25 protein-coding genes and 1 pseudogene are annotated in these 26757 nt (G+C 56.1%); 18 read left to right on the plus strand and 8 right to left on the minus strand.

Annotation, left to right across the window (positions count from 1 at the left end; all coding sequences use genetic code 11):
- Positions 1 to 65: 65 nt before the first annotated feature.
- The 4 genes from E3W21_RS19365 (at position 66) to E3W21_RS19380 (ending at position 3926) form a co-directional block, all read left to right on the plus strand.
- Positions 66 to 941 carry an SMP-30/gluconolactonase/LRE family protein gene (locus E3W21_RS19365; RefSeq protein WP_134421496.1) on the plus strand — a complete coding sequence of 292 codons (876 nt, stop codon included), beginning with the start codon at positions 66 to 68 and terminating at the stop codon, positions 939 to 941.
- A gap of 75 nt (positions 942 to 1016) precedes the next feature.
- Positions 1017 to 1760: an SDR family NAD(P)-dependent oxidoreductase gene (locus E3W21_RS19370; protein ID WP_134421497.1), complete on the plus strand. Its 744-nt coding sequence runs from the start codon at positions 1017 to 1019 to the stop codon at positions 1758 to 1760.
- 218 nt (positions 1761 to 1978) lie between these two features.
- Entirely contained in the window at positions 1979 to 2959 is a 981-nt protein-coding gene (locus E3W21_RS19375; protein WP_134421498.1) for a LysR family transcriptional regulator, read from the plus strand.
- On the plus strand, positions 2952 to 3926 hold the full coding sequence (locus tag E3W21_RS19380; protein ID WP_134421499.1) for a LysR family transcriptional regulator: 975 nt from the start codon (positions 2952 to 2954) through the stop codon (positions 3924 to 3926). The genes E3W21_RS19375 and E3W21_RS19380 overlap by 8 nt, the downstream gene beginning before the upstream one ends.
- 58 nt (positions 3927 to 3984) lie before the next feature.
- Here the strand turns inward: E3W21_RS19380 and E3W21_RS19385 are convergent, their stop codons facing one another.
- Both E3W21_RS19385 and E3W21_RS19390 read right to left on the minus strand, forming a co-directional pair.
- The gene (locus E3W21_RS19385; RefSeq protein WP_134421500.1) at positions 3985 to 4539 is read right to left on the minus strand and encodes a nuclear transport factor 2 family protein; all 555 of its coding nucleotides are present in this window, start codon (positions 4537 to 4539) and stop codon (positions 3985 to 3987) included.
- Between the two features lie 24 nt (positions 4540 to 4563).
- A complete protein-coding gene (locus tag E3W21_RS19390) occupies positions 4564 to 6918 on the minus strand; it encodes a CocE/NonD family hydrolase (RefSeq protein WP_134421501.1) in 2355 nt (784 codons plus the stop codon).
- Positions 6919 to 7082: 164 nt separating this feature from the next.
- Between E3W21_RS19390 and E3W21_RS19395 the strand changes: the two genes are divergently transcribed.
- The gene (locus E3W21_RS19395) at positions 7083 to 7727 is read left to right on the plus strand and encodes a TetR family transcriptional regulator (protein ID WP_134421502.1); all 645 of its coding nucleotides are present in this window, start codon (positions 7083 to 7085) and stop codon (positions 7725 to 7727) included.
- A 75-nt stretch (positions 7728 to 7802) separates the two neighbouring features.
- Here the strand turns inward: E3W21_RS19395 and E3W21_RS19400 are convergent, their stop codons facing one another.
- Entirely contained in the window at positions 7803 to 10064 is a 2262-nt protein-coding gene (locus tag E3W21_RS19400; RefSeq protein ID WP_134421503.1) for a CocE/NonD family hydrolase, read from the minus strand.
- Positions 10065 to 10180: 116 nt separating this feature from the next.
- Between E3W21_RS19400 and E3W21_RS19405 the strand changes: the two genes are divergently transcribed.
- The 5 genes and pseudogenes from E3W21_RS19405 (at position 10181) to E3W21_RS19420 (ending at position 14494) form a co-directional block, all read left to right on the plus strand.
- Positions 10181 to 10786 (plus strand): TetR family transcriptional regulator, encoded by a 606-nt coding sequence (locus E3W21_RS19405; protein ID WP_134421504.1) that lies wholly within the window; start codon positions 10181 to 10183, stop codon positions 10784 to 10786.
- A gap of 63 nt (positions 10787 to 10849) precedes the next feature.
- Complete coding sequence (locus E3W21_RS19410) at positions 10850 to 11290, plus strand: MarR family winged helix-turn-helix transcriptional regulator (protein ID WP_134421505.1); 441 nt, start codon at positions 10850 to 10852, stop codon at positions 11288 to 11290.
- 834 nt (positions 11291 to 12124) lie between these two features.
- Positions 12125 to 13663 carry an IS3 family transposase gene (locus E3W21_RS19415; protein ID WP_134421506.1) on the plus strand — a complete coding sequence of 513 codons (1539 nt, stop codon included), beginning with the start codon at positions 12125 to 12127 and terminating at the stop codon, positions 13661 to 13663.
- A 21-nt stretch (positions 13664 to 13684) separates the two neighbouring features.
- Positions 13685 to 13858, plus strand: a pseudogene (locus tag E3W21_RS31865) (HEPN/Toprim-associated domain-containing protein); the annotation flags it as partial.
- A 69-nt stretch (positions 13859 to 13927) separates the two neighbouring features.
- Entirely contained in the window at positions 13928 to 14494 is a 567-nt protein-coding gene (locus tag E3W21_RS19420; protein WP_256661594.1) for a hypothetical protein, read from the plus strand.
- A 313-nt stretch (positions 14495 to 14807) separates the two neighbouring features.
- On the opposite strand, the gene E3W21_RS19425 is transcribed toward E3W21_RS19420, so the two are convergent.
- The gene (locus tag E3W21_RS19425; RefSeq protein WP_256661595.1) at positions 14808 to 15068 is read right to left on the minus strand and encodes a helix-turn-helix domain-containing protein; all 261 of its coding nucleotides are present in this window, start codon (positions 15066 to 15068) and stop codon (positions 14808 to 14810) included.
- A gap of 139 nt (positions 15069 to 15207) precedes the next feature.
- Between E3W21_RS19425 and E3W21_RS19430 the strand changes: the two genes are divergently transcribed.
- The 4 genes from E3W21_RS19430 (at position 15208) to E3W21_RS31875 (ending at position 17316) form a co-directional block, all read left to right on the plus strand.
- Positions 15208 to 15684, plus strand: a complete 477-nt coding sequence (locus E3W21_RS19430) for a hypothetical protein (RefSeq protein WP_134421508.1) — start codon at positions 15208 to 15210, stop codon at positions 15682 to 15684.
- Between the two features lie 201 nt (positions 15685 to 15885).
- Positions 15886 to 16107: a BPSL0761 family protein gene (locus E3W21_RS31870; protein ID WP_305955701.1), complete on the plus strand. Its 222-nt coding sequence runs from the start codon at positions 15886 to 15888 to the stop codon at positions 16105 to 16107.
- 198 nt (positions 16108 to 16305) lie between these two features.
- Positions 16306 to 16875 carry a DUF6088 family protein gene (locus tag E3W21_RS19440; protein ID WP_134421702.1) on the plus strand — a complete coding sequence of 190 codons (570 nt, stop codon included), beginning with the start codon at positions 16306 to 16308 and terminating at the stop codon, positions 16873 to 16875.
- Between the two features lie 258 nt (positions 16876 to 17133).
- Positions 17134 to 17316 carry an AbrB/MazE/SpoVT family DNA-binding domain-containing protein gene (locus E3W21_RS31875; RefSeq protein ID WP_134421510.1) on the plus strand — a complete coding sequence of 61 codons (183 nt, stop codon included), beginning with the start codon at positions 17134 to 17136 and terminating at the stop codon, positions 17314 to 17316.
- A 585-nt stretch (positions 17317 to 17901) separates the two neighbouring features.
- Here the strand turns inward: E3W21_RS31875 and E3W21_RS19450 are convergent.
- From E3W21_RS19450 to E3W21_RS19460, 3 genes are all read right to left on the minus strand, one after another.
- Positions 17902 to 18255, minus strand: coding sequence for a hypothetical protein (locus E3W21_RS19450; protein WP_134421511.1), 354 nt, complete (start codon positions 18253 to 18255; stop codon positions 17902 to 17904).
- A gap of 311 nt (positions 18256 to 18566) precedes the next feature.
- Positions 18567 to 19091: a cupin domain-containing protein gene (locus E3W21_RS19455; RefSeq protein WP_129444013.1), complete on the minus strand. Its 525-nt coding sequence runs from the start codon at positions 19089 to 19091 to the stop codon at positions 18567 to 18569.
- Positions 19092 to 19255: 164 nt separating this feature from the next.
- Positions 19256 to 19780, minus strand: coding sequence for a transporter suffix domain-containing protein (locus tag E3W21_RS19460; RefSeq protein WP_129444011.1), 525 nt, complete (start codon positions 19778 to 19780; stop codon positions 19256 to 19258).
- Between the two features lie 119 nt (positions 19781 to 19899).
- On the opposite strand from E3W21_RS19460, the gene E3W21_RS19465 reads away from it, so the two are divergent.
- Genes E3W21_RS19465 through E3W21_RS19475 form a run of 3 tightly spaced genes read left to right on the plus strand, consistent with a single transcriptional unit; the run spans position 19900 to position 23622 of the window.
- Positions 19900 to 21453, plus strand: a complete 1554-nt coding sequence (locus tag E3W21_RS19465) for an efflux transporter outer membrane subunit (RefSeq protein WP_129444009.1) — start codon at positions 19900 to 19902, stop codon at positions 21451 to 21453.
- Positions 21450 to 22589: an HlyD family secretion protein gene (locus E3W21_RS19470; protein ID WP_134421512.1), complete on the plus strand. Its 1140-nt coding sequence runs from the start codon at positions 21450 to 21452 to the stop codon at positions 22587 to 22589. Before E3W21_RS19465 ends, E3W21_RS19470 begins: the two co-directional genes overlap by 4 nt.
- 4 nt (positions 22590 to 22593) lie before the next feature.
- On the plus strand, positions 22594 to 23622 hold the full coding sequence (locus E3W21_RS19475) for a DUF2955 domain-containing protein (protein ID WP_134421703.1): 1029 nt from the start codon (positions 22594 to 22596) through the stop codon (positions 23620 to 23622).
- Here E3W21_RS19475 and E3W21_RS19480 read toward each other — a convergent pair.
- Positions 23607 to 24062, minus strand: a complete 456-nt coding sequence (locus E3W21_RS19480; protein ID WP_134421513.1) for a YMGG-like glycine zipper-containing protein — start codon at positions 24060 to 24062, stop codon at positions 23607 to 23609. The genes E3W21_RS19475 and E3W21_RS19480 overlap by 16 nt on opposite strands.
- A 227-nt stretch (positions 24063 to 24289) precedes the next feature.
- On the opposite strand from E3W21_RS19480, the gene E3W21_RS19485 reads away from it, so the two are divergent.
- Positions 24290 to 26677, plus strand: a complete 2388-nt coding sequence (locus tag E3W21_RS19485) for a DUF3772 domain-containing protein (RefSeq protein ID WP_129444003.1) — start codon at positions 24290 to 24292, stop codon at positions 26675 to 26677.
- Positions 26678 to 26757: the final 80 nt, after the last annotated feature.

Genomic DNA, 26757 nt, shown 5'->3' on the forward strand with positions numbered 1-26757 from the left:
TCAATATCGCGGTTCAGCTTGGGTCGGATCGCCTCATACCAGTTCAGGAAAATCCAGGAGATAACATGCAGATCGATGTTCTGGTGGACGTAAAGACCACCATCGGTGAGGGCCCTGTATGGGATGTGCAGGAGCAGCGCCTGTACTGGATCGACGTCGTCGGCGGTCGCGTTTATCGCTGCACCGCTGACGGGCGCGAGGTGCGTACGTGGGAAATGCCCGACACCATCGGTTCGATGGCGCTGCGTCGTAATGGCGGTGCCATTGTGGCGCTGGGTTCGGGGTTTCACTTCCTCGACTTCGACACGGGCGAGACCGAGCTGATCGTCAATCCCGAGGCTGACAAGCCGCATAACCGCTTGAATGACGGCAAGGTCGACGCCCGTGGGCGTTTCATCGTCGGCAGCATGGACACCCGCGAGGGCTTCGCTGATGGCGCGCTGTTTCGCATCGACTCGGATCTGTCGGTGCATACGCTCGACTCAGGTTTTGCGATTTCCAACGGGCCGTGCTGGAGCCCCGACGGTTCGACGTTCTATTTCTCCGATACTTTTTCCGGTGAAATCTGGGCGTATGACTACGACCTCGAAACCGGCGGCATCGCCAATCGTCGCACCTTCACCAAAGCAGGTTTTACCGAGACGACAACCACCGACGGCTCCACGGTCGATGCCGAAGGCTACCTCTGGAATGCTCAGGTCTACGCCGGCAAGCTGTGCCGCTTTGCGCCGGACGGCAGCCTCGATCGGGTTATCGAAATGCCGGTGAAGAAGGTCACCAGCGTCAACTTCGGCGGGCCTGAGATGGACACGTTATTTGTCACTTCGATGGCCAAACCACCGTTGCCACGCTATCCGGGTGACAACGTCATGCGTGGGAGTCTGTTCGCCGTGCGTGGCTTGGGTGTGCAAGGGCTGCCAGAGCCGCGTTTTGGTGGCTAACCCTGACCTTGCCGCGCTAATCGACAGTGTCGCGCGGCGGGGCAACGACAACCTTCAACCTTTGGGGTAGACGCCGTGCAAACCCATAAAAATCGCGTTGCCGTTGTTTCGGGCGCCGCCAAGGGCATTGGCCAGGAACTGGCGATTCAACTGGCACAACGAGGCGCCGCTCTGGCCCTGCTGGACATCGCCGATCTTTCGCAAACCTGCGAGCTGATTGAGGAGGCGGGCGGCCAAGCCATTGCCATTCATTGTGATGTCAGCCAGGAAACCGACTGGATCGCTGCGGGCGAGGTCGTCAAAAACCACTACGGTCGCTGCGACATTCTGGTCAACAACGCCGGGATCTATCCCAATGTGCACTTCGATGCGCTGGACTTCAAAACCTGGCGACGCACCTTTGAAATCAATCTGGACAGTATGTTTTTCAGCGCAAAAGTCTTCGTACCGATGATGCGCACTAATGGCTGGGGGCGCATCGTCAACGTGTCTTCGACATCGATCGTCACCAACGCCGTTGGCGTCAGCCATTACATGGCAAGCAAGATGGGCATCATTGGCTTCACCCGAGGACTGGCGAATGATCTGGGCAAGGACTTCATTACCGTCAATACGCTCGCGCCCGCACTGACCGCGACACCGGGCACCAGCCATATACCCGACGTCGTACGCGATAGCATTGTCAATTTACAGGCCTTCAAGAGAATGGCGGCGCCCAACGATATTGTCGGGCCCATTCTGTTTCTGACCAGCGAGGACGCACAGTTCGTGACGGGACAGGTGCTGGCTGTCGATGGCGGCATGATGAAAACCTGCTGAGCCGCGTCATCCTCCGGTTGAAGGGCGATCGGCAAGCGCAGTCTTGCCGTCGTCACCCTCGTTAATCCCTTCTTTCGCCTGTCCACAACCGGTGATTTTGCGCCCGTTAATCGAGGTTGGATCAGGGCTGGCAAGCTATTCCCGATATGGATAGAGTACGAGCCACCTATAAATTGCTGACGGTGTTCAGCAAGCAATAATAAGAGACGATTTCGCGCATGATGCTCCCCAAGTTGCTGCACATCCGCATGTTTGTTGCCGTGTACGAGGAAGGCTCCTTCACTGTCGCTGCCAGTCGCGAAGGGCTGGGACAGTCAGGCGTGTCTGCGCACGTTCGGCAGTTGGAAAATCAATTGGGCGTGCGCCTGTTCGCCCGCGATCGCACGATTATTCCCACGCCCGCCGGGCATGCTTATTACCAACAATGTGTGCAGTTGCTGCGTCAGCACGAAAGCGCCTGCAACGCGGTCGGTCATCGCGCAGAGCCGTCGGACGGTTCGCTGCGCATAGGCATGATTCCGACCATGACGCGTTCGGTATTCAGCCGCGCACTGCTGGCTTTTGAAGCCGCTTACCCCAACGTTTCCGTGCACCTTACCGAAGGCGCAGGCAGCGTGATTGCGACCGCAGTACGCCGTGGCATGCTGGATTTCGCCATCACCCAACGCATGTCTTACGACGGCGGTGGCGGGGCGGTCGGGCTGAGTACATCGTTGTTCACGAGAACACCGGCGTTTCTGGTGTCCTCACCTGATTCAGGTTTACCGCACTGCGAACCGGTGCGCCTAAGCGACATCAAGGATTTGCACTTGGTGCTGCCAATCGGGCGACGACCGCTGCTGGAGCAGTATCTGATCGATCACAGGGTGCAAGTCGTGCAGCGCCTCAACTGGTTCGAGTCCATGCTGGGCGCCATGGATCTGGTGCGCTCCAGCCACTGGGCGGCGATTATTTCCGGCCTGTTTATCGCTGACGATCTGCGGCGCAAACGCTTCACGCTTAACCCGCTGGCCGATCCAATTCTCTGGGACGAAATGTTGTTGGTGGAGCCGGCGCGAAAACCCTTGTCGACGATTGCCCAGAACTTCATCGGGGTTTTGAAGAAGGCCACCGAAGACATCAACGCGATACCGATCCGTATCGCCCATGGCGAGCAATCGTCAAACGCAGACTTAAATGAGGTATCGCGCCATGAATGACTCGCTACCCGGTCTGCGGGAGATGCAAATGTTCGTGGCGGTGTACGAGACTCGATCGTTCACGGCGGCGGCGGCACGTGAGTTCGCCACTCAGTCGGGCATTTCCCAGCACATCAAACAGATCGAAGAAATGCTTGGCGTGCAGCTGTTTGACCGACAGAAAGGCGTAGAACCTACCGCAGCAGGCACCTCGTTTTACCAGCATTGCCTGGAGGTGGTGGCAGCCAATTCCAGGGCACTGCAGGCGCTGGACACCTTCGAGCAGGGCCTGGCCGGCGAAGTTCGTTTCGGGGTAACGCCGACACTGGCGACTTATCAGCTCGCGCCGGCCTATTTGCGCCTGATGTCGCAGAACCCTAACGCGTCAATCGCGGTGATCGATGCCCCCAGCAACATGCTGATCGACATGGTGCGGGCTGGCGAACTCGACTTTGCGATCATTCCATCGATTTCGCAGCCACCGGCGGATCTGTCCACGACAGTATTTGCCGCCACGCCTGCGTTTCTGGTTTCGTCAATTACCCATGACAGTGGCTTCGAGCATGGCGAACTGATTGAGCTCGACGAGCTGACGGGGTTCAAGCTGTTGGCCCCTGACAGTCGCGAGTATGCGCAGTGGATCGGATCACAACTGGAAGCTCTTTCGGGGCCGGGCCCCTGTTACCAGCTCGATGCGGTGCTGGCCACGCTCGACCTGATCAGGCAGAGCGAGTGGATGGCAATTCTTCCCGGTCTGCTATTCGTCCACGATTTCAGTGTTGAACCCGCAGAGCGGGACTTCAGGATCAACCCTTTTGCCGGTGCCGGCCTGACGCTGGAGCTGCTGTTGGTGCAACCGGCGCGGCCAACGCCTTCAGCGCTGATGATGGCGGCGATCAGTGCAATCCAACATGTGACCCAGGAGCACATTAAGTTGCTCAGCCGTTTCCGGTTTGGCAACAAGCCGGCCGTTCGCAGGTTGCAATAATCGCGGCGGTTTTACGGGGGAGGGTGCAGAGGGGCATTGCCCCTCTGGTGTTCGTCGATCAAGCGTCTTTGAGTGATTTTTGCCCGATCGGGGTGCCCGAATAACCGGCCACCTTGCGCAATACCCGATCGGTGCCGTCACGCGGACTGCCGGAAGCGTCTGGATGATCGTCGAACCAGTTTCCCTTGGGATAGCGGTACATCAAGTCGACCATAAGACGCCGCTCGGCAATCAGCCAAACACCGTCACGACGTTCAAATCGATCAAAATAGCGCGCCCATAATTTAACCGTATCGCCGTTCCAGTGATGACGCTCTGAAGCGGCGTGGTCAGCCTGTAGGTAGGTTTCAACGAACGCAATCTCGGGGCCGTCGAATTCGACCAGGCTATTTCCGAGGAAATGCTGAGTACGGTTGAACCGTGGCATTTCGTCAGTCAGGAACTGAAAGAATCCCTCGGCGCCGCCGACATGAAGGCTTTCGGGAAAGTGGATGTAGGCGTCTTTATGGAAAGCGCCACGCACCAGTGACATGTCAATCCGGTCGAGGCCACGGCAATAGCGCAGCAGGACATCGTGAATTTCGGTGCGCGCGGCAAGTTCTTCAAGCGTCATAGCTATCTCCTGTACTCATCGTTGTTAGAGGTGCAACGGTGCTTTCGCTGGAACAATCGGAAGCTGAATAAAACCCTGGCGATCCGGCCCGGTGTAGACCGTGTTGCGCGCGCCGTCGTGGCAGGCACTGTCATATCCGTGCCGGGGGCCATGATCGACGCCGTCGAAAGGCTGTATGTCCACGCGCAGGCGGTAACCCTTGCGGATCAACGCTGTGTTGGGAATGATCTCGATTTCAACCATCACCACTTCATCGTTTTCGAGCAGTGCATGGTCGGCTTTGAGATGCGTGTGCTTGACCGTGTACTCGGTGGTACGCGATGCATCCGCTTTTCGATGCGACGCCTTCAACCAGCCCTTGGCCAAGGGATAGTTGGGCACGTTCATGCCCATTGTGGTCGGGCCGGCGTAGTCGACTTCTAGGCCGTTTTCATCGAGTACACGCAGGCTCACGAAGATGTCCATGTCATCGCTGCTGGAGGAGACCCACAGCCGCGCTTTGCCATACCCCGCGAACACCATGTCTTGCGTCACGGGATCACTGATGAACGAAATGCCGGTTTTCCATATTTCCAATACTGAAGGGGGTTTGACGGGAAGAAAGCACGGCGGGATGCCCGTGCGCAGCGCCAAAGGAATTTGCGCGGAGTAATCGGCCTGCCCGCTGACGACTGGAGGGTTCAACGACAGACGCAGAAAGTCATCGCGGTGCTCGTCGCCTTGCCAGTCTGATGGCGTGGCGTCGAAGAACCATTGCGGATAGTTCGTTCTTGCTATTGGCCATTCTTGTTCTTCCTGAATATAGGAGGCGCCATTGCCACTTCGAATCTCAAGACGCACCGGCGGGGTGTCCATGATGCCGTTGTCGATGCCTTTCAACCAATGGTCAAAAAAAGCCCGATGATCGGCGATCGCGGTGCGCGAATAGGCTTTGGTGAACCAGTCTTCCCAGAAATCGATCTTCTTCGATGCCGTGTTCGTGGCCAGATAGGCCTCGCTGCTGCCGAGCTGATGGAAGTGCGCCATGTGCGTTGTGCAGGCGATGGCCCATAGCGGCACCTTCACCTTACTCATGTCCGGGTTCATCAGAATCGTCGAGCGTGGACCGAACGCCTTGGTGGTATCCGAGTCCTTGAACGTGGCCTCCTTGAGCATGCCGATAAAGTCGACTGCATTGGGCTCGCCACACACCGCGGCCAGCACGCCGGCCTTGTACCAGTGACTGAAGAACTCCTCGTTGAGGATGCCGCCGGTATAGGCGACCTCGTCGTACAGATCAACATCGGTGCCGATGGCGATCATTGCTTTCAGATGCTCCGGCTCAAGGCTTGCCGCTGCGTGCTGGCTCATCGCGTAGTACGACATACCCCACAGCCCGACATTACCGTTTGACCAGGGCTGTACTCCCGCCCAGTCAATCGCATCGCGAAAGGCTTCGGCCGTTTCCATGCCGAATGGCGCAAGTGTTCCTGGGTTTTTGCCTGAGCCAGGGCCATCCACACGCACCAGCACATAGTCATGCGGCACCCAATCCACCGAGTTGGCTGTTTCGTGGTTCTCAAACACCTGCCCTTCGGGATTGCCGTGGAAATAGCGCTCCTCCATGTCCTCGTGGGCGACAAAGTCGGCGTCGTCGTCAATCGAGTGATGGTAGAAGGCTCGGCCGTAAGGGCCGCAGTTCATGATGACCGGGAAGCGGCCAGGCTTGGCCGGACGGAACACGTCCGCGTACACGTGCAGGCCGTTTTTCAGGGGGATTCTGACGTCTTTGAAACGCAGAATACCGAGAATATTTCGCCGGACTTCATTGCGTGCCGTCGCCGCATGGCAGAGCTGGCGCGGTGTGCGATCAGCAAAGACGCCGGCGGCCGAAAGCTCGGCGAGTACCGATGCGATCAAAGGATCCTGTTCGAACTCAAGCACCGGGTTCAGCGTGACGCCGGCAAAGGAAATATCGTGGCGGAAATTGAGGCGATACTGGCCGATAATTTTGTGTGCTGCCGGATCGATGCAGATGCCGCCATCCAGGTGTCCATCGCGGTGGAGCGAGCAGAGGAAGCGTGCAATGTTTGTCAGTCCAGCGTCGAGCAACTTGTTGATGTTGCCGTCCACGCGGCTGACGATGTCTGCCAGATTGAGTCGGGGTGCGCCGAGTGCGGAACCGATCGGTGTGTTGCCCACCAGAAAGGCAACCCGCTCGCCCTTGCGGTAGTGGAACTCACCGTTTTCGTTCGTCATCCCGTTAAGGGTAGAAGTCTGATATCTGAGCCCGGCAACCGGACCGGAAAACACACCGGTATGCAACGTGCAGGCATCGTGTCCGCTATCGCCAGCAAACAACGCTGTGGCGTGGGTAAAAGTCTGCAGGGTATCGCTCATGAAGAGGTCCTCTTGTAGTGCAGATCTTGGATTTGCGCAGTGCAGCGGCGCGAGTGTAGTTCTGGTCTTCAATTAACTCAACACGTGTTGAGTTTTTATGTATAGCATGTATCTCGACACACTGAACAAAGAAAAATGACCACGCACAGGGAAATATCGGCGCGATGAAAATCACAGAAGAACTCACCACAGCGGATGCCCGAGAAATCAAAACCGGGCGGCGTCCTGGCTCGGGCAACAGCCGCCAAACGGTGCTTGAAGCGGCACGCGCGTGTTTTGCCAGCGACGGTTTCGGTGCGACCACGATGCGCCGCGTGGCCGCCGATGCCGGCGTTGACGTGTCCATGGTCATGCAGTTTTTCCGTTCAAAAGACGAGCTGTTTGCAGCGGTGATGAATATTCCGGAATCGGCTCTGGAAAAGCTCGGCGCCGTTTTCGCTGGCACCGACGAGCATCTTGGGGAGCGCGTGGTTCGCGCGTTCCTCCAAGCGTGGGAGGGAGCGCCAGAAGAGTCGGAACCGCTGATGGCGATGCTCAGAAATGCGATGGTCAACGAGCAGGCGCGTCATCAACTGCGCGACTACATTGAGTCGCGATTGATTGCAGGCGCAGGCGAATCGCTTGGGCAAGACGCGCGCCTGCGCGCAGGTCTGGCGTTGTCCATGCTGGTGGGAATAGTGACCGGACGACAAATCATCGGCGTGCCGATTCTTGCCGCGACCGATCGGGAAACGCTGGTGGCGGTGGTTGCCCCGGCGATTCAGCACACGCTGCTGCCACCGCCAAAGTGTGCAATCGCCACTGACTGATTGGGGGGCATGGTGTTCACCTCATTACGTCAGGTGAACACCATGGTTCCGTTCAAGGCTACAACGCTTGATCGGTCAGGGAACGATCGGCAGTTGCAGGTAGCTCGGGTACTCCGGTCCGGTGTAAATGCGGTTCACGGCATCGACGTGATAGCTCTTGTCATAGGCACGAACCGGCACGCCGGCCGGCGCATAAGGCTGGATATTCACCAGCAGACGGCAGCCTTTGCGGATCCTCGCGGTGCTCGGGTTGAGACCGATTTCGACCGGCACGATGTCTCCTCGCTGCAGCGGCGCGCAGTCTTTCTCTAGGTGGGTGTGCACCGGCCAATATTCGGTAGTGCGTTCGGCATCCAGCGCACGGCGGGACACTTTCAACAAGCCATGCCCGACCGGATGGATGTGCAACGGATCCACCGGCAGCACCACGGATTCGTAACGGATTTCGCGATCCTGCTCATCAAGAACCCGCAGCGAGACAAATACGTCCATATCTTCGCTGGTCGATTCCACCCACAACCCGACCATCATGTAGCCGGCGAGGGTCATGTCTTCGCTCATCGGCTCGCTGACAAACGAGATACCGGTCGACCAACGTGGCGTGCCGTCACTGGAGCCCGCCGGCGCGAGAGTTGGCGTGCCCAGATCAAGGTGCGCGTCGTATTCGGCGCGGCTTTGTTCGGTGGGCAGCGACTCGGTGATGCGCAGCACGTTGGGACGACGACCGTCGTTTTGCCAGTCTGAAGGGCGAGCATCGAGGTACCAGCGACGGTATTCTGTACGCGCTATCGGCCACTCGTTTTCATGCAGGACGAAGTGAGCTCCGCTGCCTGTTCGCACCTGCACCCGCACCGGCGCTTCATCCATCACGCCGTTGTCGATGCCCTTGAGCCAGTAATCGAAATAGCGCATGTGTTCGGCGATCGATTTGTTGCTGTAGGAGTCCGGGAACCAGGCATCGGCGAAATCGAATTTGCGCGCTTTGGCAGCGGTGGAACGGATGTAAGTTTCGCTGCTTCCGAGTTGGTGAATGATCGCACCGACTTGCGGGCCGACGATCCACACCGGGGCAGTGGCTTTGCTCATGTCCGGGCGCATGAAGATGCTGCCGCGCGGGCCATAGGCGTTGATGTCATTGAACGGAGTCGCCAGCACGCGTGCCATCCAGTCGGTTTCCGGACGCTCGCCACAGTGGTTGTTGCCGGACCAGATCTTCCACCACCAGTTCCAGAAGCCGGAGCCGAAGATGCCGCCGCCGTACAGGGCTTCGTTGTAGATATCCGCGTCGGTGCCTTGCGCGATCATCGCCTTGAGGTGCGAAGGTTGCAGGCTGGCCACACTGTGCTGGGCCATCGCCAGGTACGACATGCCCCACAAACCGACGTTGCCATTGGACCAAGGCTGAGTGCCTGCCCATTCGATGGCGTCGTAATAATCTTCGGCTTCCTGAACGCTGAAGGGCGCTTGCAGGCCCGGGCTTTTGCACACGCCACGCGCGTCGACGCGGATGCACACATAGCCTTCCGGCACCCACACCGAGGTGTCGACGGTCTCGTGATTTTCGTACTGGGCGCCATCCGGATTGCCGGAAAAATAACGATCCTCCATCTGCTCCTTGCGCAGAACGTCGGCCTCGTTGCAAATGCAGTCGTGATAAAAGCTCTTGCCGTAGAAGCCCTTGCTCATGACGATCGGGTATTCGCCCGGCTCGGCAGGACGGAAGACGTCGGCGCAGACGTAGGAGCCGTCGCGCAACGGAATACGTACATCGGTCATTTTGATGATGCCGCGGATATTGCGGCGTAATTCGTTACGGCTGGTCGCGGCATCGCACAGTGTGCGCGGTGTTTTGTCGGTGAACACACCGGGCGTGGCGTTGAGTGTTTCGAGAATCTGCAGCAGGGTCGGATCGTTAGCAAAATCGACCACGCCGCCTTGGCCCATCGGCATCACCGGTGGGCTGAAATTGATCGGTGTGGCGCCAATCAGCTCATGCACAACCGGCGCAATTTTTACGCCCGATTCGATGCTGCCTTGTTGATCCAGGGTGTACACGAAACGAGCGAGGTTGGTGACGGAAGGATCGAGCAGCTTGTCGATCTTGCCGTCGACACGATTGGCCAGTTGCGCCAGATTCAGGCGCGGCGCGGCCGGTATAGCGCCCAACACGATACCGCCGACCCTGAAGCTGATGGCTTCGCCGGCGCGGTAGTGGAATTCACCATTGTCGGAGGTCACGCCGGATAGCGTGGGGGTCTGGTATTTGAGTCCGGCGATCGGGCCGGCAAAAATACCTGTTAACACGGGGCTCAGTGCAGGTGCAGGAGACAGACTCATGCTGGATTCCTTATTGTTCTTGATTATGGGATCGATTCCAGTAAGGTACGGCGGACGAGAAAATAATTCAACACTCGTTGATATGGACGATGTTTCGTAATAATTTGGATATGACTATGAAGAAAGAAACCACTTCTGCGCCGCGTCGTGGGCGTCGGCCAGGCCCTAACAGCACGCGGCATCTGGTGCTAGAAGCGGCACGTGCGCGTTTTGCCAGTGACGGTTTTGCCGCCACGACTATCCGCGTGGTGGCAGCAGACGCAGGCGTCGACGTGGCGCAAGTGATGCAGTTTTTCCGCTCCAAGGACGAGCTCTTCGCGGCGGTGATGGCAATCCCGGCCTCTGCGCTGGAGCGTTTCGACGCACTCTATGAAGGCCCGGACGAACACTTGGGCGAACGAGTAGTGCGCGCTTTTCTCACGGCATGGGAGGGCATCCCGGAAGAATCGGAACCGTTGATGGCCACGCTTCGCGGCGCCTTTGTTAATGACCAGGCACGCGATCAGTTACGCGCCTTCATTCAATCGCGATTGCTCGGCGGTACTCACGAGCATCTGGAACCTGAAGCCAAACTGCGATCCGGCCTCGCAGCGTCCTTGCTGGTCGGCATGGTGGTCAGCCGACGCATCATCGGCGTGCCGATGATGGTGGCTGCAGAACATGACGAACTGGTGCGGATCATCGGCCCAGCCATTCAGAAGATTCTGGTGCCCGAGAGCTGATTGATTGAGCGCGGCGGGAAAATCCACAACGATCTGCCCATGCATTGAAAGAGGAGGGAGCACATGGCCAATTTTTCAGCCGCCAGTTTCAAAACAGTCCACCTCGGAATATTGCTAGGGCAGACTGCCGCACTTAAAGACCGGCTGCTGGATCGACATCTGATGCCACTCGGCATAACTGCTGCACAGCTCAAAGTGCTGAGGATTGTAGGTCGTGGCGATGACACTGCGGTCGCGTTGTGTCGACACCTTTCCATTCACAGCGCCTCGATGACGCGAATGCTCGATCGCCTTGAGCGCAAAGGTCTGATCGTCCGCACACAGGATGGTCAGGATCGACGCCAGGTGCGTCTGATGCTGACCGAGAAAGGCGAATCACTGAGATCGATGTTCCCGCCGATGGAGGCCGCCGCCATGAATGAATTCACGGGTTGCCTCACGACTGGGGAGCTGAAGTGCCTAGAGAGTCTATTAGGAAAAATGCTCTCAGACGTTTCCCAGTAGCGTGATCACCAACACAACGTGATCCGCTGCCGCACTACGTCGCGGCTCAAACGCTTAAAACCGCTCGACAGACATCCCGAACCACGCGCCACTGCCGGCACGGATGCACTTTTCCAAGCTATCAATCCGTGGCAGCAGCCGCGCATGGACAAGGGTTCTATCGTGATCGCCTGTTCATGCGCGGCATCGATGGGGTTGCCCCTCTCAAACCTAAACGGCCGAAGTGACACCGCATCATATCAGCGTATCTAGTGATGAACGCTTTGCGAGCACGGTAGGCTTGCGAGAGGAGGCTGCACTCGCTTGTGTCTGCACCAAAGCATCTCACCCGCGGGTGCAAGCTCACCGCCGGGCTTCAATGTTGAAATAAACTATGGGAGATATCGGGGGGAGTGACATCGAGCGACTTCTGACGCATCGGTGGGGCTGCCTGATTCACGCCACATGAGTTGGGCTTACTCGTACGTCTTTTTTCGGCTCGCTACGGATATGGGGGGCTTTCTACTAAATCCCCCGCGGCTGGAAAAGGCACCACCTGCAGTGCCGCCCCTGTAAACTAGTTTTTTTCACTGTTAACCACATTAGTTAACAGTGAAAAAGTCGGTTTACACACGTAGTTCGAGGTGGGCTTGGTGGACTCCCCGTTTACGTTCGTTTTGATAATCGATTGCATCTAACTTAACCAGTACGCTTTGTAATCATGATCGGCAGAGGTCCGGTGAAAGCCTCCGTTGAGGATCAACTATCTCCGATAGGTGACACGATTGTTGGCACTGATGTGATTTTGACCCAGGGGGGATGCGGCGGAAATCTTGGACTACCTGGAGGTAGTTCATGTATTCATACGAAGACCGTATCCGAGCGGTCAAGCTCTACATCAAACTGGGCAAGCGAACCGGGGCAACTATTCGTCAGTTGGGCTACCCGACGAAGAACTCTTTGAAGAGCTGGCACGCAGAGTATGAGCGATGCCTCGACCTGCCGCGTGGCTACGAGAACTCGAAGTCGAAGTACTCACCGGCCCAAAGGGAAAAGGCTGTCGAGCACTATCTCGAATACGGTCGCAACATCGCCGCTACCATCAAGGCGTTGGGCTACCCCGCGCGGGATTCTTTGCGTGCCTGGATTTACGAAATGCACCCCGAGTTGCATACGCGTGTTGTCAGTCGATCAGACGGGTTAGCCCGGCCGCCAGCGGTGAAGCAGGCAGCGGTCATCGCGCTGTGCACGCGAAAAGAAAGTGCGAAAGCCCTGGCTCAAAAGCTGGGCGTGTGCAGGCCGACCTTGTACAACTGGAAAAACCAGCTACTCGGCCCAGAGGTATCCCCATCCATGAAGTGTCGACTTGAACCCTCATCGTCACCGGAACGAGAGGAGTTGCAGCGGCAACTCGAATCTCTCCAGCTCGATGTTCGCCGTTTGCAGCTTGAACATGACCTGTTGATGAGGGCGAATGAACTCATAAAAAAAGAGACGGGCATCAACCGGCAAGTCCTGACCAATCGGGAGAAGACATTGCTGGCTGATGCCCTTAGGCATAGGTACTCCTTGCTAGAGCTGCTTGACGCGTTGGGCTTGGCCCGAAGCTCCTATTTCTATCATCGAGCCCGAATGCAGGTCGCGGAAAAGTACACCGAAGTGCGTCGTGCCATGGCGGACATATTCGAGCGCAATCATCGTTGCTATGGCTACCGTCGGATGCGAGCTTCGTTGAGCAGGCAGCGTGTGCGCCTTTCAGAGAAGGTGGTGCAGCGCTTGATGAAGCAGGAGTGCCTAGTCGTCGCCAAGCCGAAACGGCGTCGATACGGTTCCTACCTCGGGGAGATCAGTCCGGCGCCGGAAAACCTCCTCAACCGCGACTTCACGGCCCTAGCTCCGAATGAGAAATGGCTGACCGACATCTCGGAGTTCCAGATCCCGGCAGGCAAGGTGTACCTGTCCCCCATGATCGACTGCTTCGATGGGAAGGTAATCAGTTGGTCGATCGGCACGCGTCCCGACGCCGAGCTTGTGAACACGATGCTGGATGCAGCTATCGAAACGGTGGCCAGTAACGATAAACGGCCTGTTGTTCACTCCGATCGTGGCGCTCACTACCGCTGGCCCGGCTGGTTATCGCGCATCGCTGATGCGAAGCTGATTCGTTCGATGTCGCGCAAAGGCTGCTCACCAGACAACGCGGCTTGTGAAGGTTTCTTCGGCCGACTGAAAACGGAACTGTTCTATCCTCGCAACTGGCAGTCAACGAGCATCGAGCAGTTCATTCAGGCCTTGGATTCATACATTCGCTGGTACAACGAAAAACGTATAAAGATTTCCCTCGGCGCGCTCAGTCCCATTGAGTATCGTGAAAGCCTGGACTTAGCGGCATAACCAGTCCAAGTTTTTGTCCGCATCCCCTACTCTGAACGCAGCCATTTTTTCGCATTAATTGACTTCCTCCACCCTTACTCCAATCTCCGAATTCTTGCTGAGAATGCGGCCAATCTAAGCCTTCATGTGGTGTGGGATTACGGCAATTTCGTCAGTGCGGGCTGGGCGCAAAACGAAGACTTCCTTCCCAATGCCCGTCGATCTCAGACTTATTTAATCGTGACTGAAGGGACTTCCGACACTCGAATCCTGAAGAGAGCCCTCATGCTTCTCCGACCAGATATCGAAGATTTTTTTCGGTTCATCGACATAGAGGAGCGACATCCGTTCTCCGGAACAGGAAGCTTGTCAAAGTTTGCCGAGGGATTGATCAAGATTGATGTCCACAATCGTGTTGTCATCCTATTTGACAACGATGCGGAAGGGGTCGAGGCGTTTGAAGGCCTCCGTCGTTTCAACTTTCCGGCAAACATGCGAGCAATGCTTCTGCCTGCCCTTGAAGAGCTACGCAGTTTTTCGGCCCGGGGGCCAAGCGGTGTCGAGAGTGTGGATATCAATGGCCGTGCAGCAGCCATCGAATGCTATTTGGATCTTCGATTAAAGGGGCGACCGCCCCCGCAGGTGATTTGGACAAACTACAAGGAGTCGTTGGATATCTATCACGGAGCGCTGGAATACAAGGAGAGCTACTCCAAAGCATTTTACAAAGCTACGTCAGATGGCATGGCAACAGGCGCTTACGACTCTAGCAAATTGACCATTGTGATCAATTCGCTTTACGCCCAATGCACCGAGATGGCAACGCTGATGCTTCGCTCCGTGCGGGACTAGGGTTGCATCGAGCCGAGTGCGACAGTTTTAATTCGCAAGACGTTGGCGCTTAAGAGGCTTTTTAGGATGTTGAGACAGTTTTGCGAATTTTTTACAGTGCCTGGAGGCACCCGGAAACCGGGCCTCTTTGCGACAGCTTTAATTCACAAAATTCAGAATGGCGCATTCCGTGCCTCCCACCACCGAAGCTAGGAGATTACTGGGAGCCATTTGCGAATGGGCCCGGTGAGGAACACTCAATCGCCATCGCACCTATGCGGGGTAGAGGGACTAGGAGTTTCTCAGCGCGGACGCCTGAACCTCTGCCCCTGTCTCAGCGGGCCTGGAAGCTGATCAAGTCTCGGACTTCGTCAGCTACGCGCTGCAGCAATTGATCAAATTCAGTCGACGATTCACTTTCAAGGGCGTAAGCCAATGCCACCAACGTCAGTGGATGTGTATCAAGCGTAGAGCAAATTGCCTCGAGCTTCTGCAACGTAGGGCTGGTCTTACCGTTTTCGAGCAGGCTTATGAAATTTGTACTGCTCGTAATTGCAAAATCTTCTTGAATCAACCCTTTGCTCATACGGGCCATCTTTAGCGCCTGTCCGAGTGAAGACCGTATGTCCATTTTGTAGCCCCACAAAATGGCACAATCAGGCGACAGCAGGTAGGATAAGACCACCAAGTATATTGGTTGCTAACTGATATTAATTCACATCTATGGGGGCTGTGTGTTCAAGACAACTGAACGGTCTGCGATTTTTCCAGCGCCGAGTGGACCAGACGGAGTTCAGTTTTGGCACCACGTGGAGCATGAGGTGCACTGGCCATGGTATTACCTCAAAGTAGTACAGGACTTTGGTGACGAGGAGATGCGAACGATGTTGATGGTGTCTACGGCATCAGATCTGGCTGATATCGTGAGCGCCCGCACTGATTCTGTGTGGCTGGAAGAGGCATATATCGTCACTCCCGGATCCATAAACGAGAGTGGCAGCTGGAAACTGGAATCGCTGTTAGAAGTCGTCGTCTTGAGAAATGAACGTTGCTTTCCAGCGGAGGTGTGCCACGTAGTGACGGGCGGGCAGATTTATAAACTCGGTCAGTCGCCCTGCCTGCAGAGTGTTAAGCCCCAAAAAATCTTCGACGCCCTAATTCACCTCGGTAAAGGAGAAAATAAAAATCACCATCGAAAGAAAGGAGATTAACTATGAAAAGACTAGATACCCCGCATGCCTCCTCACAAGCTGGGCTCAGATGCGTTGTGGATCCAGGCTAAAGTAAAAAGCATTGAAAGCAGACGTGTTTAACTCTTAACGACATCGCGGTGTTTAGAGTGGTGAAGGGTTGGGCGAGCGTTCCTGCTCTGTGTTTCGAGGACCGAAGATTGTAGGTAACCATAAATGACGATGCCAAATGAGCGTACGCGTGCGGTCATTCAGACTAGAGAGTTTCTGGTAGAACTGTCCCAAGACAAATCGCTACCAATGCGTATTCGTGGTGATGCGATATTTCTTTTACGTCACTTCCCGAGCGATAGCCAGATGCTCCTTGCTGGATATATAGAAGAGCACGCAGACACTGGAGTGGCACCAATGGGACCGATCTTTAGTTCGACGATTGGAGGATAAATTAGTCTTGGTCAGTACATCGGTGCAGATCCCAACTTACCAAGAGGTAACGGATGCCCCTCATTTATCGTTTCCCAGATAGGTTACGACGGAACGGAATTCGCTATCGGCTCACTTATCGATTAGTTTAAAGTTACGTGGGGATAAGGGACAGTTATGGGGTCTGTTTCGAAAATTATTTCAAATCAGGTATTGGAGATGGCTTCAGGCAGGCCCTTTCACCGTATGGTTTTCGTCGAAGCCGGCTCACCTTCAGCAATCAGTAAATCTTTAACACGACTAGTACGAGCAGGCTTACTTGAGCGTGTGGCCCGCGGGATTTATATGCGGCCTCACTGGGGTAAGCATGTTGGGAAAGTCCGCGCGAGCCCATTGGAAATTATGAGCATAATCGCCCAGGCAAATGGAGAAACTATCCAAATCCATGGGGCGGAAGCAGTGCGCAGATTTAGGTTGAGCAATCAGATGCAAGTGAGGCCTGTTTACTATACGAGTGGCTATACACGCGATCTGAAAGTGGGAAATGCCGTGATTCGGTTACAGCATGCGTCAGCCGAACGGTTGCAGCATGCAGGAACTAGAGTTGGAGAGGCGCTTACCGCCCTATATTATCTTGGTCCGAGAGGTGCATCTGATCTCTTGGTTACGAAAATTTGTAAAATGTTAAGCAGTATGGAAATAATTACACTTCGTGCCTGCAGGATGCCACGTTGGATGAGCGCCGCATTGGAGCGATCACATCATAGGTCACGTAATACAAACATCTGATGACTGGAGGATAAATTGCGACCTAATAACGTAGCTGACTGAATGAACCTTTGCGTTCTCTGCCACTCTTCGTGACAGAACTGTCGAGGACAGAAGCCATAACAGGACGCCATACCGGCGGCTGGCCGAGCTTTCTAGCTGGACGTCGGGCGCCTTGAAGTACGATTTTGTTCAGACTGGGCTGCTACCTGCCGGCAGGGAATCCGCCAGCGTAGGATAGTAAGGCAACCCATTGGCCGAGGGCCGGACACGTACCCCATGAATGAATTCGTGCAGACAACTGTGAAATGCCAAGACTCTGGTGATGGAAGTGGGGATGTCATCATCGACCTTCCTTCAGAACTTCTCGCAAGCATGAATCTCAATCTCGGTGATTCACTGAGTATCGAGTTGGTTAACGGGGCCATAGTGCTCAGGCCTATTCGTGATGCAAATGTATAGTCCCGAGGCAGAGTCCGACTTTTACGGTTCTCCAACACGAATCGGCAAATATTCAGCCGTGGTAATGGTTCTCAAGATAGGAGCTTGGGTCAGTGAAATTTCGGTAACTGGGTCAATCCTGCGCTGGTGATAACACCGACAGGTCAGGATGCAAAAAGATGAGTTCCGAGCCGCTGAGCGTTCCGTTTTCGTTTCAACGTTCACACCTGCAGCCAAAGACAAAGGTCGATGGCATCCAGGATGGTAAATTTCCGCTGTCACCCGGCCGAATCAGGCGATTGAAGCCCGGGGGAGGGTGACTAGTAATTTCGGAAGCGGCAAGCACGCGAATTCCGGAAATCTGAAAACCACTCTTCATGATCTTGCTCACCGTTCGTAGTTCCCACATTGGCCATCACCTCTGAAGCCCAGCAACCGCAGCACCGACCCGAGTAAAGAAAATATAGTGAACCAGCCTGACAGGCTGACGATTTTCGCAGCGACCGTGAAAAAACCGAAGTAATGTATGGATAGCGCTTGGGCGCGAGGTTATCTTGCGATTAGTTCACGTTTATCTTCAAAATTGCTTCGGCGGTCTATTAGCGGTCAGGTGAGCAGGGACATGATTGAGGTTATTCTGTAAGTGAAACTTTCAGGGGTGCTCGATAAGATCTGAGTACGAGTAACTAGTTGGCCAACAGCTAGCGGCTGATCTAAGAAATAAAAAAAATCGATCCTCTGGTTGTTATATCCCCATTCGGCTGAATACTTACAGTGAGTACCATCTTCATCGATCAGCAGCCCAGGATATATTTCATTTTCTTCGCCATTCCATTCGATAAGGTGGCAATGCATTTTTTCCGAGGCAAGCTTTGCATTTGACTGGATGGCATAGATGCAAATGGCTTGGGACTCATCCTCAGTCCACACCAAATCGATCTGAACGGCTGTCTTGGTCATGTTGAATCTCGTCATTGGTGGCTGTGCCAATATTAGGCCGTTAGCGCGGAGGCGACAAGTCTGTAGGCTGCCAGGTCCGACGTGGCAGATAATCTCTGTAAAAGTGGATTAAAAATCAAAAATGGTATTCGGGCTCACGATTTCAGATAATTAGTAGTCGTTTTTTTGGTATTTAGTTCGGTGCGCTACAACCTTGGAAGAAGTTCCACTCAGACACATAATTTAACATAATATACATTACGCGTAACAAGGTGTTTCGAGATTAGCCCGGTTGCACGCAGATTTGGCAGCGATCAAATCGCCTCAGCCACTCATTCTCCCGTCAGCTTCTCAAACAGCTGCGAATGTTCGGGAAATTGCTCGCTAAGCTTTTGCTGACTGCCCAATTCCATATCTGCAAAATCAAACCCTGGTGTAACCGCTTCGCTGATCAGGCCGTATCCCGCCAATCCATTTGTAAGCGGCGAAGCTTTCCAGACACCACCCGGTACATGCAACTGCAAACATTGTCCGGCGATTATATCGCTGCCCATCACAACCGTTTTTAATGTGCCGTCCGGAAAAATCAGGCTGTACTGAATCGCATCTCCCAGATGGTAGTAATGCACGATGTCCGATTGGTTCAGATGGAAATGACCTGTCGGCGAATCCTTGGTCAGCAAGTAGTAAATGGATGTCATCAGGTAGCGCTGGCCCCCAGCGGTCTCAACCATCGCGTGGTGATCGGTTTGAAAGGTTCTGCGGTAGAAACCGCCTTCCATGTGGGGTTCCAGGTTCAGTGCTGCAACTACAGCCTCAGCGCTGGGAATGTGTTTATCAAAGGTGTTGGTAGTCATGTTGATTGAGCCCTCCAGCCTTTGAAATAGCGCGCAATTAATGCGCTAACTCTATTATGGCTACGCATATGATTAATAATAACTATGCTAAATAGCTCTTTAGTAGAGCTAGCCATTAGAGCTTGAGCACACGAGTACTCACTACCCTCGCCCACTATTGTTATTCACGCTGCACTTGTGTTTGCGACACGAGCAGTGCGAATAAACAAGGCGCGCACTTTCTCCCAGAAATTCCCCCCCAATACAAAAAAGCTACCGATCAGCATGAGGTCACCCAGCGCTTGAACTTGCCAGAGGTTGGGTCTGAGCCCCGGCCAAATGCTGTCGATGTAGGGTTCAAGAAAGGAGGAAATCAGCGGCACAAAAAACATCACGATGCCAACTCTATGACGCAATGGGCCCACTTCGACTTCCGTGCTGGGTGCAAGTGAGGACACATAACCGAACAGGCTGCGCTTTAACTGTTGGAATCCGGACTTGCCCATGATGGCAATGGCGAGAATCAGCAGGATTTTGTTGCTGATGAACAGCACGCCGGTCAGTGCAGCGATCTTTGACCCCGGCACATCGGCTGCCGCTGCGAGTGGCACCAACAGCCAGGAACCCAGCATCAAGCAGATAATGACTATTCCCAACTTAAAGCGCCAACCGGCTGAATGGGGTTCAACAACACCCGGGGTGTTATTCATAATCGTCGTACCTTTCTAGCGGATCACAGTAGATTTGATGGCGCTTAAAAAAGCGTAGCAGCCGTGTGCCCATTTGGACGGCTATGCTCCAGTGATCTTTGTTGGTCGGGAAATGCGTAATGCATCCAGGTACAACCCTGCTGAATTGGCCTGGCCGGTTCGTGTTGCTTGGCGTATTCGGCCTCAGTGGTTGCGTACGGCTTGGGCCGGATTTCCAGCCGCCCGGCGAAGAATGGGTCAAACACTGGAGCACCCCTGCCCTCGAGCAATCCAGCCAGCGCAGCCTTAACCCGGACATCCGTCAGTGGTGGCAAGTCTTTGCCGATCCGGTCCTCAATCATTTGATTGCCGAGTCGGATGCACGCAACTCCAGCCTCAAAATCGCCGGCCTGCGCGTCATGGAAGCCCGCGCCCAACTCGGCATTGCTCAAAGTGGTCTTTACCCGCAACTGCAGCAAGCCAGTGTCGACAGTCTTTACTTTAACCGCAGACAATCCGGCGGAACCAACCCGCAAGACAGCCATTTCTGGCAACACAGCGCGGGGTTCGACGTGGGTTGGGAACTGGACTTCTGGGGCCGCTTCAGTCGCGCCATCGAGTCATCCGATGCCAGCTACTTCGCCGCTCAGGCCAACTATGAAGACGTGCTCGTCCTGCTGCGCGCGCAAGTGGCCGATACCTATTTTTCGCTGCGCACCACCGAAGCCCGTTTACGCGTCGCCCGGGAAAACGCCAAACAGCAAAAGCGCAACTTCGAGATCACCGAGAAGCTGTTTAATCGCGGCCAAACTGCCGAACTCGACCTGCAACAAGCCAGGACACAATACCTGGGCACGTTGAGCACCATCCCCAACTTCGAAGACCAGTTGCAAAGGACCCGCAATGCGTTGGCGGTGTTGATTGGTCAGCCACCCGGCGCACTGCCGCAACTGCTCGAGAACGTGGGATTGATACCGCTGGTCGACCGTGCCGTGTTGCAAGATGTACCGGCCAACCTGCTCCTGCGTCGGCCTGATGTGCGCGCCGCCGAGCTTAATGTCGCCGCCCAGTCAGCGCTGATCGGTGTGGCCGAGAGCGATTTCTATCCGTCGCTGACCTTACTGGGCAGCATCGTCTGGTCCACCGACACGCTCAGTGGCACGCCCCGGAATCTGGATTTGATCGGCGGCCCCAGTCTGCGCTGGAATCTGTTTGATCACGGCCAGATCAGCGACAACGTGCGCGTGCAGGATGCGCGGTTGCAGCAGCTGATCGAGGTCTACCGCGACAAGGTTCGCCAGGCGGCACGCGAGGCAGACGATGCGGCCTATGGCCTGATCAAATCCCTGGAGCGCGAACGCATCCTGCGCGAGGCCGAAGTAGCCGCCAAACGCTCGCTGGTGCTGGCCAGCGCGCAGTATCGCGAAGGTTATTCGGACTTCCAGCGGGTGCTGGATGCGCAGCGTGCCTTGCTCGAACAACAGGACAATTATCTGGTCGCCCGCAGCAATGCCGTCAGTAATGTCATTGCGTTGTACAAAGCCGTGGGCGGTGGCTGGTACAGCGCCCAGCCGAAAGTTGATCCAACCACCCGCCAGCAAATGGAAAAACGTACCGACTGGGGCGATCTGCTGGAAGAACCCGCCACTGCACAGCCTGCCATTCCAATGTCTTACAAGGTAAAAGACCAATGAGTGAAGCCGCCCAGCCCACGCCCGAGACACCTGTCACCCAGGCGCCAGCACCGGCCGCCGACCCGGCAAAAAAAGGCATCAAGTGGGTGCTGCTACTGATCCTCTTGAGCCTGGCCTGGTACCTGTTGGCGGATCGTTTCACCCCCTACACACAACAGGCCCGGGTGGGTGCCTTTGTGATTCCGGTCGCCTCGGAAGTGGCAGGCCGCGTGACCCGGGTGAACGTGCGCAACAACCAGGACGTCAAGGCCGGCGAAATCCTTTTCGAGGTGGACCCTCAGCCGTACCAGATTGCCGTCGACCGTGCGCGCGCCGACCTTGAATCGACCCGCCGACAGATCGGTGCGAGCACCGCCGGCATTGCCTCGGCGCAAGCCAACTTGCGGGCAGCCCAGGCCAATGAGCTCAAGGCGCGCCAGGACAATCAGCGTCTTGAGGGTTTGTATCGCGAAGACCCCGGCACCATTTCTGTACGTCTGCTCGAAGTGTCTCGCGCCAACCGCGAACAGGCTGTGAGTCAGGTCGCCGCTGCCCGCGCCGAAGTGCAGCGCGCGCGTGAACAGGAAGGTGGCAGCGAGGAAGACAACGCTTTGCTGCGCAGTGCCGCCACGGCGTTGTCCAAAGCTGAACTGGATCTGTCCAACACGCAGATTCGCGCTCGCTCGGCCGGGCTGATTACGGATCTGCGTACTGACGCAGGGCAATTCGCCGCTGCCGGCAGCCCCGTCATGACCCTGATCGCCATTCACGATGTGTGGATCAGTGCGGACATGACCGAGAACAACCTCGGTCTGGTGAAGCTCGACACGCCGGTTTCGATTGTTCTGGATGCTCTGCCGGGCGAGGTTTTCGAGGGGCGCGTGCGCAGCGTCGGTTACGGCGTCAGCGTGGGGCAGACACCCGCGCCTGGCACCTTGCCCAGCGTGCAGAACAGCCGCGATTGGTTGCGTCCGGCCCAGCGTTTTCCGGTCATTATCGAGTTTTCGCCAGACTCGTTGAACACGTTGCGTGACAGTCGGGGGATCCGTGCCGGTGGGCAGGCCGAAGTCATGGCCTTCCCCACCGAGGGCAATCCGCTGAACCCACTCGGCCGCGTGTTTGTGGGGTTCATGAGCTGGCTGAGCTATGCCTATTAAGGGTATGTCTACTCGGCGCACTCCGCGGGATCAACGCGCACTGCGCCTGGCCACCGGTACAGCGTTGTGCCTCACCGCCAGTTTCGGCCTGGGCTTGCCGATTCCCTTTATGGCGCCGGTGCTTTGCCTGCTGTTGCTGGCCTCGGTCAATCGCCCGCTGCCGTTCAAGGCCAGGCTGGTTCTCGCACTGGCCGCCATGTTGACCACCGGCATCGGCCTGCTATTGATCCCGGTCCTGCGTTATTACCCCGTCAGCGGCGTGCTGTTGATCAGCGTCGGTCTGTTCCTGGCGTTCCGCTTTGGCCTGCGGGGCGGCAACACCTTGATCATGACCTTCCTGGTGATTGGCCTGACCATGATTTCCTCGGCCGGTATCGCCGAATTCGATCTGGCGGCGATGGCCATCGGCGCACTGGTCAAGGGTTTGCTACTCGCCTTTGTCGTCGTGGCGTTCAGTCATGGGATATTCCCGGATCCACCCAATGCCCCTTCCCCGCCGGCTGCCCCACTCCTGCCGGCAGAAGAAGTCAGTCGGATTGCGCTGCGTGCAACCCTGATCGTGTTACCGGCATTCCTGCTGGCGCTGATCGACCCGGCCGGTTATCTGCCGATCATCCTGAAGGCCGTCGGCCTGGGACAGCAAAGCTCCGCGACGAATGCCCGCAACGCCGGTCGCGAGCTGCTCGGCTCAACCTTGCTCGCAGGCCTGTTGGCGATCCTCTTCTGGAGTGCCCTCAGTCTGTTTGTGCATCTGTGGATGTTCTTTCTGTGGATGCTGCTGTTCGGCCTGGTGCTGGCGCGCAAGCTGTATGCCCTGAGCCCGACGCGGTTTACCCCGGGGTTTTGGCTCAATACTCTGATCACGCTGATCATCCTGTTGGGTCAGTCAGTACAGGACAGCGCAGCAGGCAAGGACGTTTACACAGCGTTCGCCATCCGCATGGGCTTGTTCCTCCTCGTGACGCTGTATGCCTGCCTGATGGTTCATCTGCTCGATCAAGGGCGGCAAAATGACGTTCAAGGGTTAACCTGATACCCCTTACCCTGCAAGCAGCTGGTATAGGCGGTAGAACTGGTCGAAGCACTGGTTTTCTCTTGCGCCCGGCGTTCCTGACGCTGACGCGAGCCTCCGACGACCGCTCCTGCCGCGGCGGTTTCCTTGGCGCGATTCTGGCGATAGTCCTGCTTAACGTCATCATCGACGCGATCATAAAACTCGTCATGCTGACGTCCGCGTACCTGCGCCCCCGCAGCCCCTGCCGCAGCGCCCACGGCGGCCCCCTTCAGCCTTCCACCGGAAGGAGGCGGTGCAGTCGAGGCGCTCTGACTGGCCGCGATGTTGTGGCATTCGGTAATGTCCGTTTGGGTTTGTTGCGAACTCTGCCCTTTCATCGGCACGACCGTTTCGGCCCACCCTTGGGTCCAGGAAACCGACAGTGCGATGCACAGGCTAATGGATGACAACCTTTTCATAATGACCTCCGACAGGGCCCGGCACTCTGCAAGCACACTGGGTCGGTAGACAGACCGCTCAATACGTCACACCTCGTGATCCTGAGCGTGGTTCAGCATAAAAGATTGTAGATCCCCCCTTCTCACCCGCCCCCCTTCTCTATTCGTGGCCGGCGTGCGGAACTATTTTTCGCGCCTGCACACGCCATGACCTAACCTGAATGGCTAAAGCCGCTGGAGGCATGTCTATGCGTCCTGCATTGAAATTACTCATATTCGTTGTGTTCGCGCTGATGGGGGCGAACATCGGCGAGCTGTCGGCGGATGAACTACCCAACACGTCAAGCAACGGTGCGGCCAGCGCTACCGCTACTGTGTCAAAAAGCGATCTCGAAGCACTGCAATTAAGGCTGGACAACCTTAAACAGCAGGTGTCACTGACCAGTAACTACACCCAGTTGATAGGCTTTCAGGACAACGTTCAGTTGCTCTTCAGTGATGCGGACAAGTTGGCGGCCGTGTTACTTCCCGAGCAGGCGCAGTTGCAAGCACAACTCAGTGTGCTCGGGACGGCATCCGCCACCAGCGTTGCCATCGAAAAGTCCGATCTCGTGAAACAGAGGTCCTATCTCACCGAACAAAAAGACAAGGTGGATGCCGATCTCAACATACTGCTGGCCATCAAAGAAGGCGCTACTAACCTCATCGCTCAGATCGCCAGCATTCGGCGCACACAACTGGAAACCGAACTCGCCCAGCGAACCGCCAGCCTCCTCAACCCCCGTTTCTGGTTACCGCTGTTTTCTCCACTGCCGGAGGATAAGAACCGTCTGACGTTTTTGATTGACCAGTCCAACAGTGTCATTCAGTCCGTCTGGCAACCCGGCCGGCGTGCCGTGACCGTCACGTTGTTATTGCTGGCCCTGGCCTTCTGGACGCCGGGGCGAAGACTGGCTGAGCGTGGCTTGACATGGATCTGCATTCATCGAGTACCGGAAGGTCGCCTGCGCAGAAGTTCATTGGCGATAGCGACGGTAGTTGCCACGATGCTGAGCGCAGGTTTCGCAATACAGCTCATCTCCGCGGCGGCTACCCGCCTTCAACCATTGCCGCAGCCACTGCAAGGCTACTTCGACGATGTCGAGAAAGTCGCTTACGCCTGCGCCCTGATTATCGGTCTGAGTCGGGCCCTGCTGTCTAAACGCAATCCCTCATGGCGGTTACCTGGCATCGCCGATGAAGTCGCACTTTCGATCAGCCCTTTTCCGGCGCTGCTGGCCGGTTCAATGTTGATACTCATCTCACTGGTACAAGTCACCAATGCGACGGGCATGAGTTCGCAGGTGGTTCTCTTCAGCCGGGGCGTCGTGTCATTAGTCGTCATCTTGATAATGGGTGCGTTATTGCTACGCGTCAGTAAAACCCGCCGAGCGATGGTCATTGCCGGGGAACACCCTGAGTCAGGTACTACGCTGGCGGGGCTGATTTATACCGGCGTCAGTATCGCCATGTTGATCTCGATTTTTGGCCTGCTGGTCGGTTACATCTCCCTGGCCCGGTTCATCACTTACGAAATTGTCTGGCTCTATATCGTTCTTGCCAGCTTCTATTTGCTGACGCAGTTGTTCAGGGACCTGTGTGATTACCTGTTTTCGCCCAAGCACTCCAGCGGCAAGGCGATCAAACAGTTGCTGGGTATCGGCGACGTACGGCTTGAACAAATCGAGGTTGTTGTGTCGGGTATTGGCAGAGCGGCCTTACTGTTGATTGCCGCGATTACAACGTTTGTGGGGGGGGTTGGAGCGACCTTTGGACAGCTGACTGACAGGGTTTCAGCGATCCTCGGCGGCGATGGCTTGCGCAAGCTGAACATCATTCCGGGCAATCTGTTGAATGCGGTCCTCGCACTGTTGATCGGTATTTACCTGATTCGATCGCTGCGCAGATGGCTGGATAACGAATTCCTGCCGAAAACCGATATGGACCCCGGCATGGGGGCGTCGCTGAGCACCCTGTTCAGTAATATCGGGTACGCGCTGGTCATTCTGCTGGCGTTGTCTTCTTTGGGCGTCAAATGGACGAACCTGGCCTGGATCGTCAGTGCGTTGTCGGTGGGGATCGGCTTCGGCCTGCAAGAGATCGTCAAGAACTTCGTATCCGGGTTAATCCTGCTCACCGAGCGTCCGGTCAAGGTCGGCGACTTGATCAGCATCAGCGGGGTCGAAGGTGATATCCGGCGGATCAATGTCAGGGCCACCGAGATACAGCTCAGTGACCGTTCGATCGTGATCGTGCCCAACTCGCAGCTTATTTCCCAGAACCTGCGCAATGTGACCATGGGCGGCAGCGCCCAAGGGGTGGCCACACTCGAACTGGTGTTCCCTCTGGATATCGACCCCGAACAAGTCAAAACCCTGCTGTACACCACCTATTGCGAACATGAAACCATCCTCGACAAACCCTCCCCCGTTGTCCGATTCAGCAATCTGAGTCCTGAAGGCATCACCCTAACCATCACCGGCTATGTCAGCAGCCCAAGGATTGTCAGTACGACCAAGAGCGATCTGCTCTTTGAGATCCTGAAGCGATTGGGTGCGGCCGGCATCGAACTGGCCAAGCCTGTTCCCCCCGCGTAATGCCCATCAATAGCCTGCCTGGCGACTGAAGATGCTCGTGATTACACGGGATCGTTGTGAGTTTTTGCGTCACTGAGTGA

It is taken from the genome of Pseudomonas sp. F01002, from assembly GCF_004402115.1.
In the GTDB taxonomy this organism is placed as follows: Bacteria; Pseudomonadota; Gammaproteobacteria; order Pseudomonadales; family Pseudomonadaceae; genus Aquipseudomonas; species Aquipseudomonas frigoris.

Coding starts and splice junctions, on each gene's coding strand:
- E3W21_RS19365 (WP_134421496.1), top strand. CDS start 66: ATGCAGATCGATGTTCTGGTGGACGTAAAGACCACCATCGGTGAGGGC.
- E3W21_RS19375 (WP_134421498.1), top strand. CDS start 1,979: ATGATGCTCCCCAAGTTGCTGCACATCCGCATGTTTGTTGCCGTGTAC.
- E3W21_RS19380 (WP_134421499.1), top strand. CDS start 2,952: ATGAATGACTCGCTACCCGGTCTGCGGGAGATGCAAATGTTCGTGGCG.
- E3W21_RS19385 (WP_134421500.1), bottom strand. CDS start 4,539: ATGACGCTTGAAGAACTTGCCGCGCGCACCGAAATTCACGATGTCCTG.
- E3W21_RS19390 (WP_134421501.1), bottom strand. CDS start 6,918: ATGAGCGATACCCTGCAGACTTTTACCCACGCCACAGCGTTGTTTGCT.
- E3W21_RS19395 (WP_134421502.1), top strand. CDS start 7,083: ATGAAAATCACAGAAGAACTCACCACAGCGGATGCCCGAGAAATCAAA.
- E3W21_RS19400 (WP_134421503.1), bottom strand. CDS start 10,064: ATGAGTCTGTCTCCTGCACCTGCACTGAGCCCCGTGTTAACAGGTATT.
- E3W21_RS19405 (WP_134421504.1), top strand. CDS start 10,181: ATGAAGAAAGAAACCACTTCTGCGCCGCGTCGTGGGCGTCGGCCAGGC.
- E3W21_RS19410 (WP_134421505.1), top strand. CDS start 10,850: ATGGCCAATTTTTCAGCCGCCAGTTTCAAAACAGTCCACCTCGGAATA.
- E3W21_RS19415 (WP_134421506.1), top strand. CDS start 12,125: ATGTATTCATACGAAGACCGTATCCGAGCGGTCAAGCTCTACATCAAA.
- E3W21_RS19420 (WP_256661594.1), top strand. CDS start 13,928: ATGCTTCTCCGACCAGATATCGAAGATTTTTTTCGGTTCATCGACATA.
- E3W21_RS19425 (WP_256661595.1), bottom strand. CDS start 15,068: ATGGCCCGTATGAGCAAAGGGTTGATTCAAGAAGATTTTGCAATTACG.
- E3W21_RS31870 (WP_305955701.1), top strand. CDS start 15,886: ATGCCAAATGAGCGTACGCGTGCGGTCATTCAGACTAGAGAGTTTCTG.
- E3W21_RS19440 (WP_134421702.1), top strand. CDS start 16,306: ATGGCTTCAGGCAGGCCCTTTCACCGTATGGTTTTCGTCGAAGCCGGC.
- E3W21_RS31875 (WP_134421510.1), top strand. CDS start 17,134: ATGAATGAATTCGTGCAGACAACTGTGAAATGCCAAGACTCTGGTGAT.
- E3W21_RS19450 (WP_134421511.1), bottom strand. CDS start 18,255: ATGACCAAGACAGCCGTTCAGATCGATTTGGTGTGGACTGAGGATGAG.
- E3W21_RS19455 (WP_129444013.1), bottom strand. CDS start 19,091: ATGACTACCAACACCTTTGATAAACACATTCCCAGCGCTGAGGCTGTA.
- E3W21_RS19460 (WP_129444011.1), bottom strand. CDS start 19,780: ATGAATAACACCCCGGGTGTTGTTGAACCCCATTCAGCCGGTTGGCGC.
- E3W21_RS19465 (WP_129444009.1), top strand. CDS start 19,900: ATGCATCCAGGTACAACCCTGCTGAATTGGCCTGGCCGGTTCGTGTTG.
- E3W21_RS19470 (WP_134421512.1), top strand. CDS start 21,450: ATGAGTGAAGCCGCCCAGCCCACGCCCGAGACACCTGTCACCCAGGCG.
- E3W21_RS19475 (WP_134421703.1), top strand. CDS start 22,594: ATGTCTACTCGGCGCACTCCGCGGGATCAACGCGCACTGCGCCTGGCC.
- E3W21_RS19480 (WP_134421513.1), bottom strand. CDS start 24,062: ATGAAAAGGTTGTCATCCATTAGCCTGTGCATCGCACTGTCGGTTTCC.
- E3W21_RS19485 (WP_129444003.1), top strand. CDS start 24,290: ATGCGTCCTGCATTGAAATTACTCATATTCGTTGTGTTCGCGCTGATG.